Annotated in this window: 6 protein-coding genes; 4 read left to right on the top strand and 2 right to left on the bottom strand. The window is 72.3% G+C overall.

All coding sequences use genetic code 11. The annotated features are described in order from the left end of the window. Window positions 1-1,019 (bottom strand): UvrD-helicase domain-containing protein (locus CW362_RS42130; protein WP_162684431.1); only part of this gene is annotated, 1,019 nt, incomplete at its 3' end. 339 nt (window positions 1,020-1,358) lie between these two features. On the opposite strand from CW362_RS42130, the gene CW362_RS42125 reads away from it, so the two are divergent. After that, window positions 1,359-2,216 (top strand): acyl-CoA dehydrogenase family protein, encoded by an 858-nt coding sequence (locus tag CW362_RS42125; protein ID WP_103554866.1) that lies wholly within the window; start codon window positions 1,359-1,361, stop codon window positions 2,214-2,216. A gap of 26 nt (window positions 2,217-2,242) precedes the next feature. Here the strand turns inward: CW362_RS42125 and CW362_RS42120 are convergent, their stop codons facing one another. Continuing rightward, window positions 2,243-2,932, bottom strand: coding sequence for a GntR family transcriptional regulator (locus tag CW362_RS42120; RefSeq protein ID WP_103554865.1), 690 nt, complete (start codon window positions 2,930-2,932; stop codon window positions 2,243-2,245). Between the two features lie 323 nt (window positions 2,933-3,255). On the opposite strand from CW362_RS42120, the gene CW362_RS42115 reads away from it, so the two are divergent. The 3 genes from CW362_RS42115 to CW362_RS42105 form a co-directional block, all read left to right on the top strand. Next, window positions 3,256-3,723, top strand: a complete 468-nt coding sequence (locus CW362_RS42115) for an NAD(P)H-dependent oxidoreductase subunit E (RefSeq protein WP_240658341.1) — start codon at window positions 3,256-3,258, stop codon at window positions 3,721-3,723. After that, the gene (locus CW362_RS42110; protein WP_103554863.1) at window positions 3,720-5,339 is read left to right on the top strand and encodes a formate dehydrogenase beta subunit; all 1,620 of its coding nucleotides are present in this window, start codon (window positions 3,720-3,722) and stop codon (window positions 5,337-5,339) included. Before CW362_RS42115 ends, CW362_RS42110 begins: the two co-directional genes overlap by 4 nt. Then, the coding region (locus tag CW362_RS42105) for a molybdopterin-dependent oxidoreductase (RefSeq protein WP_162684430.1) at window positions 5,336-6,768 on the top strand (1,433 nt) is incomplete at its 3' end. The genes CW362_RS42110 and CW362_RS42105, both read left to right, overlap by 4 nt.

Below are 6,768 nucleotides of genomic sequence, written 5' to 3'. Positions count from 1 at the left end.
TCCACGGTCGTGACGTCGACGCGGTCCAGGAGGTGGGCGTCCGCGTCTCCGAGGAGGAACGCGAGACTGTCCCGCAGCGCGGCCGCCATGGCGTTCGTGAAGGTGGTCAGCAGGATCCGGTCGCCCTCGCGGCCGGTGCGCAGCAGATGCCGGACGCGGTGGAGGGCGACGACCGTCTTGCCGGTGCCGGGGCCGCCGGTGACCTGGGCGGGCCCGTTGAAGCCCGGGTGGTACGCGTATCTGCGCTGAGCCGGGTGGAGGAAGATCCGCCAGCGGGTGAGGTCCTCGGTGAGGATCCGTTCCAGCTCGCCCGGCCCCGTCACCTCCACGATGCGGTTCGGCGTGTTGAGGATCGCCTCGGTGAGGGTGGGCGTCGGCCGGTCCTCCGCCGTGCGCACGGTCTGTCCGCGCGGAGCGATGAGCTGCTCCCAGACGTCCTCGGGAGAGTAGTCGGCCGCCAGGTACTCCAGTACCTCGTACTGGTCCGCGGGCATCATGGGCGGTGCCATGACCGTCAGGTCGTCGGCGGTGACGCAGACGCGGGCCAGGCGCAGGACCTGGTCGTCGACGCCGAGATCCCGCAGCACCGTGTCGGAGTGTCCTTCGAAGAGGCGGGTCGGGGTGGACACCACCTTCGTCTCGAAGTAGGTCTCCATCTGCTCCAGCGCCTCGACGTTGCGCACCTCGAGGCCGCCGGTGGCGCCGTTGACCGAGTAGGCGCGCTTGCAGGCCCAGTTGATCGCCTCGTCGTGAGGAGCGACGCGGAGGAGCGTGAAGAGTTCGGTTCCGTCGTCGGGCGCGAGGAGTACACCGCGGTAGAACCTGGTGATGCGTATCGTGCGTATCCGGGGGTCGCGTGCCCGCTCGAGCTTCTCCAGGTGCATGCCCTTGCTGGCGTGGAGCTGGGGGACGGTCATGCTCCGGAACATCTGGATGGCGTCGTTGACTTCCTTCTGGACGGGCCTCTGGAGGGAGATGAGGTCCGCGACGAAGTCGTCGGAGAGTGCGAGTCGGGGCATGGGCGTCCTCGGGTCGCGAGCGGGCGGTGATCCGGGCTCAGCCTAGAGACTCGTCCCGCCGGAAGCGACGAAGCGCCGGACTGTCGCTCAGTGAACTGAGTCAACGTTCCATATGGCCGACGTCGTCGTGCGCCCGACCCGCTCATGCCCCGCTGACCTGTGCGGGACGGGTCTCGCCGTCTGCGTCCGCCGCGATCCGGTGAGGCCCTGGGGGCAGGCGATCCGGGTTCGGGCGGTCCTCCCGGAATCGGCCCCGCATCTCTCTGGTGCACCTCGCGAACGAGCTGCATACTGTATGCAGTTTTCGTGGGAGGTTGTTCTCGAGGGGAGGGGCACCCCGTGTCCTACCGCACCGCTCTCTCCGCCGTTCTGGCCGAAGTCGTGGCGCCCGCGGCCGAACCGGCCTTCCGGGAAGGCCGGTTCCCCCGGGACGCCGTGTCGGCGTTGGGCCGGGCCGGGCTGCTCGGCCTCACCGTCTCCTCGGATTCCGGCGGTGGTGGGCTCGGGCTGCCGGAGGCCGTCGACGTGGTCGCGCGGACCGCGCGCGTCTGCCCGGCGACCGCCGCCGTGCTCGCGTCCCACTTCGCGGCGGTCGCCGCCGTCGAGTCCTGCGGCGGTTCCTGGGTGCGCGAGGAGATCGCCGCCGGGCGGCACCTCGCCTCCCTCGCCCTCCGTGAGGGCGCGTCCGGTGGGCCGGGAGAGGGGGACGCGTGCGGAAGGCCCTCCTCGGCCGCCGCGCGTTTCGCCGACGTGGTCGCGCTGCGGGGCCGCAAGCGGCAGGTGGTCGCGGCGGGCGAGGCCGACAGCTACCTCTGGTCCTCCCGGCCGCTCGCCGGGGTGGACGGTCTGACGCTGTGGGTCGTTCCGGCGCGGGCCCCGGAGCTGTTCGTCCCCGCCCGGCCCGGCGGGGGAGGGCCCAGGGGCAGCGGGACCTCCACCCTGTACGCGGATCCGGTGCTCGTTCCCGCCGACGTGATGCTCGGGCGGGACGGCGGAGGGCTCGACGTCCTGCTGCGCCGTGTACGGCCGTGGCTGCCGGCGCTGGGGGCCGCCGTCGGCGGCGCGCTCCCCGGGTTTGTCGGCGAAGCCGTCGAGCCCGGGGGCGGGGAGTTCCGGTCCGGTCCTGACGTCCTTCGGCCGGAGGGCGGGGAGTTCGAGCCCGTCCCCGCCGCGCGGTCCGGCGGGCGGGGTGCGTGATGGGTCCCGTGCCGGAGGCCCCTCGGTCAGTCCTGGCCCGTCCCGGCGGCGAGCTGCCTGCGGTAGAAGCCGGTGGTGCGCTCGGTGTGCTTGCGCATGACCTCGCCGGCGCGTTCGGAGTCGCCCTTGGCGATGGCCCTGATCAGCTGGGCGTGTTCGTTCCAGGCCTCCTTGCCCCGGGGGCGCGCGATCGGCGTGTAGTACCAGCGCACCTTCTGGCCGACCCCCGCGATCAGTTCGGCCAGTACGGCGTTGGCGGCGACGGAGGTGATGAAGGCGTGCAGCGCGGTGTTGGCCGCGACCAGCCGCTCGACGTCGTTCGCGGCGAGGGCGTCGACACCCTCCTGGTGCAGCTCCCAGAGCCTCTCGACGTCCTCGGGCTTCGCCTGCTGGGCGGCGAGTTGGGCCGAGTAGGTCTCGAGGACCGCGCGGACGCCGAGGAGCTGGGCGGCCTCCTCCTCGGTGGGGGAGTGGACGAAGGCCCCCTGGGCGGGGCGCAGATCGACCCAGCCGTCGGTCTGGAGCCGTTGCAGCGCCTCGCGCACGGGCTGGCGGCTGACCCCGAGGTGTTCGGCGAGTTCGGCCTCGACGAGGTGCTGGCCGGGCTTGAGGGAGCCGTTGACGATCAGTTCGGTCAGGGCGTCGTACACCGCCTGCCGCAGCGGCGCCGGGCGGGTGACGCGCCGGGTCGCGGCGGCCGTGAGTGCCTCACGCATGGGAGCCCCGTTCCGCCACCGGGTCCCGCGGGGCCGACGGCTCTGTCGAGAGGTGGCCGCCGAGAGGGTCGCCGACGGTCGCGTCAGGATACAGGTTTTCGTATGCAGGACACCGGGCTGCCGGGAGGTGATCCCGGGGTGTGCCGGGGTGTGCCGCCCCCTCGCGGGTCGCCGGGGCGTGCCCGAGGCCGATTCCCGCCCGGGAGAAGGGAGTTGATTCGGATTGAGTTCTGTATACAGAAGCCTGTATGGGGTAGTCTCGGTCTCCGCGAGCAACGCCGGGGACCCGCACCAGGGAAGGCGGAGCGATCATGACGGTCGGCGTGGATGACAGGAACGTCGAGGGCGTGGTGCGCCGGGCGGCGGCCGCCCACCGGGATCAGCGCGGTGCGCTCCTGCCCGTACTCCACGCCGTGCAGGCGGAGTTGGGCTGTGTGCCGCAGGAGGCGATCGCCGTGCTCGCCGACGAGTTCAACCTCTCCCGGGCCGACGTCCACGGAGTGGTGACCTTCTACCACGACTTCCGTCGGGAGCCGGCGGGCCGCACCCTCGTCCGCGTCTGCCGGGCCGAGGCCTGCCAGGCGCTCGGCGCCGAGCGCCTGGTGGCCTACGCCCGCGAGGCCGGACTGGCCCCCGGGGAGACGAGCGCGGACGGCGCCGTCACCGTCGAGCAGGTCTTCTGCCTCGGCAACTGCGCCCTGGGCCCGTCGGTGGAGGTGAACGGACGGCTGTACGGACGCGTCGGTCCGGACGGGCTCGGCTCGCTCCTCGACGGGAGGGCATCGTCATGAGCGGCAAGGACGCGGCACCTCCCGCCGTCACCGTCTACGTCCCCCGCGACTCGGCGGCCCGGTCCGTCGGCGCGGACGAGGTCGCGGACACCCTGCGACGGGCCGCCGTGCAGGGAGACTTCCGCCTTGACGTCGTACGCAACGGATCGCGCGGCCTGCTCTGGCTCGAACCCCTCGTCGAGGTGGTGACCCCGCACGGCCGCGTCGGATACGGGCCCGTCGCCCCGTCCGACGTCGAGGACCTGCTCGCCTCCGGCATGCTCGACGGCGCCGGACATCCCCTGCGGATCGGCGTGGTGGACCGGCTTCCCTGGCTGGCCCGGCAGAACAGGGTCACCTTCGCCCGGGTCGGCGTCACCGACCCGCTGTCCCCGGACGACCACGTGGCGCACGGCGGCCTCACCGGACTGCGCGCCGCACTGGAGCGGGAGCCCGCGGACGTGGTCGCCGAGGTCACCGCGTCCGGCCTGCGCGGCAGAGGCGGCGCGGGCTTCCCGGCGGGCGTCAAATGGAAGACCGTCCTCGACTGCGCGGACGGGCTCAAGTTCGTCTGCTGCAACGCCGACGAGGGCGACAGCGGCACCTTCGCCGACCGCATGGTCATGGAGGGCGACCCGTTCCTGCTCATCGAGGGCATGACCATCGCCGCGCACGCGGTCGGGGCGAGCGAGGGATACCTCTACATCCGCTCGGAGTACCCCGACGCGGTGGCCACCGTGCGGGCCGCGATCGGCATCGCCCGCGAGCGCGGATGGCTCGGCGGGAACATCCTCGGTTCCGGGCTCGACTTCGACCTGCACGTGCGCGTCGGCGGCGGCGCGTACATCTGCGGCGAGGAGACCTCCATGCTGGAGAGCCTGGAGGGCAGGCGCGGCACGGTCCGCGCCAAACCGCCGATCCCGGCGGTCGAGGGCCTGTTCGGCAGACCGACCGTGGTGAACAACGTGCTCACCCTCGCGACGGTCCCCGTCGTGCTCGCGTCCGGCGCGCGGGCCTACGCCGACCTCGGCGTCGGACGCTCGCGCGGCACCCAGGTCTTCCAGCTCGGCGGCAACGTCGCCCGCGGCGGCATCGTCGAGACCGCGTTCGGCGTCACCCTGCGCGAACTGGTCGAGGACTACGGCGGCGGTACGCTCTCCGGCCGCCCGGTGCGCACGGCACAGGTCGGCGGACCGCTCGGCGCCTATCTGCCCCCGTCGATGTTCGACCTGCCGATGGACTACGAGGCCTTCGCCGAGGCCGGCGCGATGGTCGGCCACGGAGGTGTCGTCGTCTTCGACGACACCGTCGACATGGCCGCCCAGGCCCGCTTCGCGATGGAGTTCTGCGCCGCCGAGTCCTGCGGCAAGTGCACGCCGTGCAGGGTCGGTTCGGTCCGCGGCGTCGAGGTCATCGACAGGATCGTGGCCGGCCGGGACCGGGACGAGAACCTCGCGCTCCTGGAAGACCTGTGCGACCTGATGACCGACGGTTCGCTGTGCGCGATGGGCGGGCTGACCCCGATGCCCGTACGCAGCGCCCTCACCCACTTCCCTGACGACTTCCTCGCCCGCGGCTCCGACACCGGGGCGAACGCCCTTCGGACCGGCGGTGCGAGGGGGGAGGGCACCTCATGACACTGCTCAAGGAACCCGACTTCGGAACCCCGGAACGTCCCGGCGAGGCCACGGTCTCGGTGGAGGTCGACGGGCTGGCGGTGACCGTCCCCGAGGGCACCTCGGTGATGCGCGCCGCCGCGCTCGCCGGCGTCGACATCCCCCGACTGTGCGCCACCGACAGCCTGGAGCCGTTCGGCTCCTGCCGGCTGTGCGTGGTGGAGATCGACGGACGGCGGGGCACCCCGGCCTCCTGCACCACCCCGGTGACGGACGGGATGTCCGTGCGGACCCAGACACCCAAGGTGGAGAAGCTCCGCCAGGGCGTCATGGAGCTGTACATCTCCGACCACCCGCTCGACTGCCTCACCTGCCCCGCCAACGGCGACTGCGAACTCCAGGACATGGCGGGCGTGGTGGGCCTGCGCCAGGTGCGCTACGGCTACGAGGGCGAGAACCACCTCGACGCCGAGAAGGACACCTCCAACCCGTACTTCGACTTCGACCCCGCCAAGTGCATCGCCTGCTCCCGCTGCGTGCGCGCCTGCGGCGAGGTCCAGGGCACCTTCGCGCTCACCATCGAGGGACGCGGCTTCGACTCCAAGGTCTCGCCCGGCGCGGCCGAGACGTTCATGGACTCCGAGTGCGTCTCCTGCGGCGCCTGCGTCCAGGCCTGCCCGACCTCCACGCTCCAGGAGAAGTCGGTGGTCGCGCTCGGCATGCCGACCCGGTCCGTGGTCACCACCTGCGCCTACTGCGGGGTCGGCTGCTCCTTCAAGGCCGAGCTGCGCGGCGACGAACTCGTCCGCATGGTGCCGTACAAGGACGGAGGCGCCAACGAGGGCCACTCGTGCGTGAAGGGCCGCTTCGCGTTCGGCTACGCCACCCACCCCGACCGGGTGCTGAAGCCTATGGTCCGCGACGCGATCACCGATCCCTGGCGCGAGGTCGAGTGGGACGAGGCCATCGGCACGGTCGCGCGCCGGATGCGGGACATCCAGCGCCGGCACGGGCCGGGCGCGATCGGCGCGATCTCCTCGTCGCGGTGCACCAACGAGGAGGTGTACGTCGTCCAGAAGATGGTCCGCGCCGCGTTCGGCAACAACAACGTGGACACCTGCGCCCGCGTCTGCCACTCCCCGACGGGATACGGACTCAAGCAGACCTTCGGCGAGTCGGCCGGCACCCAGGACTTCCGCTCCGTGGCGGAGGCCGACGTCATCATGGTGATCGGGGCCAACCCCACCGACGGACACCCGGTGTTCGCCTCCCGGATGAAGCGGCGCCTGCGCGAGGGCGCGCGGCTGATCGTCGTCGACCCCCGCCGCATCGACCTGGTGCGCTCCCCGCACATCGAGGCCGCGCACCACCTCCAGCTCCGGCCCAGCACCAACGTCGCCGTCGTCAACGCCATGGCCCACGTGGTCGTCACCGAGGGGCTGGTCGACCG

The organism is Streptomyces populi (genome assembly GCF_002911015.1).
Classification (GTDB): Bacteria; Actinomycetota; Actinomycetes; order Streptomycetales; family Streptomycetaceae; genus Streptomyces; species Streptomyces populi.
Note: the sequence above shows the minus strand (reverse complement) of the source record. Positions and strands in the feature narration are given on the sequence as shown.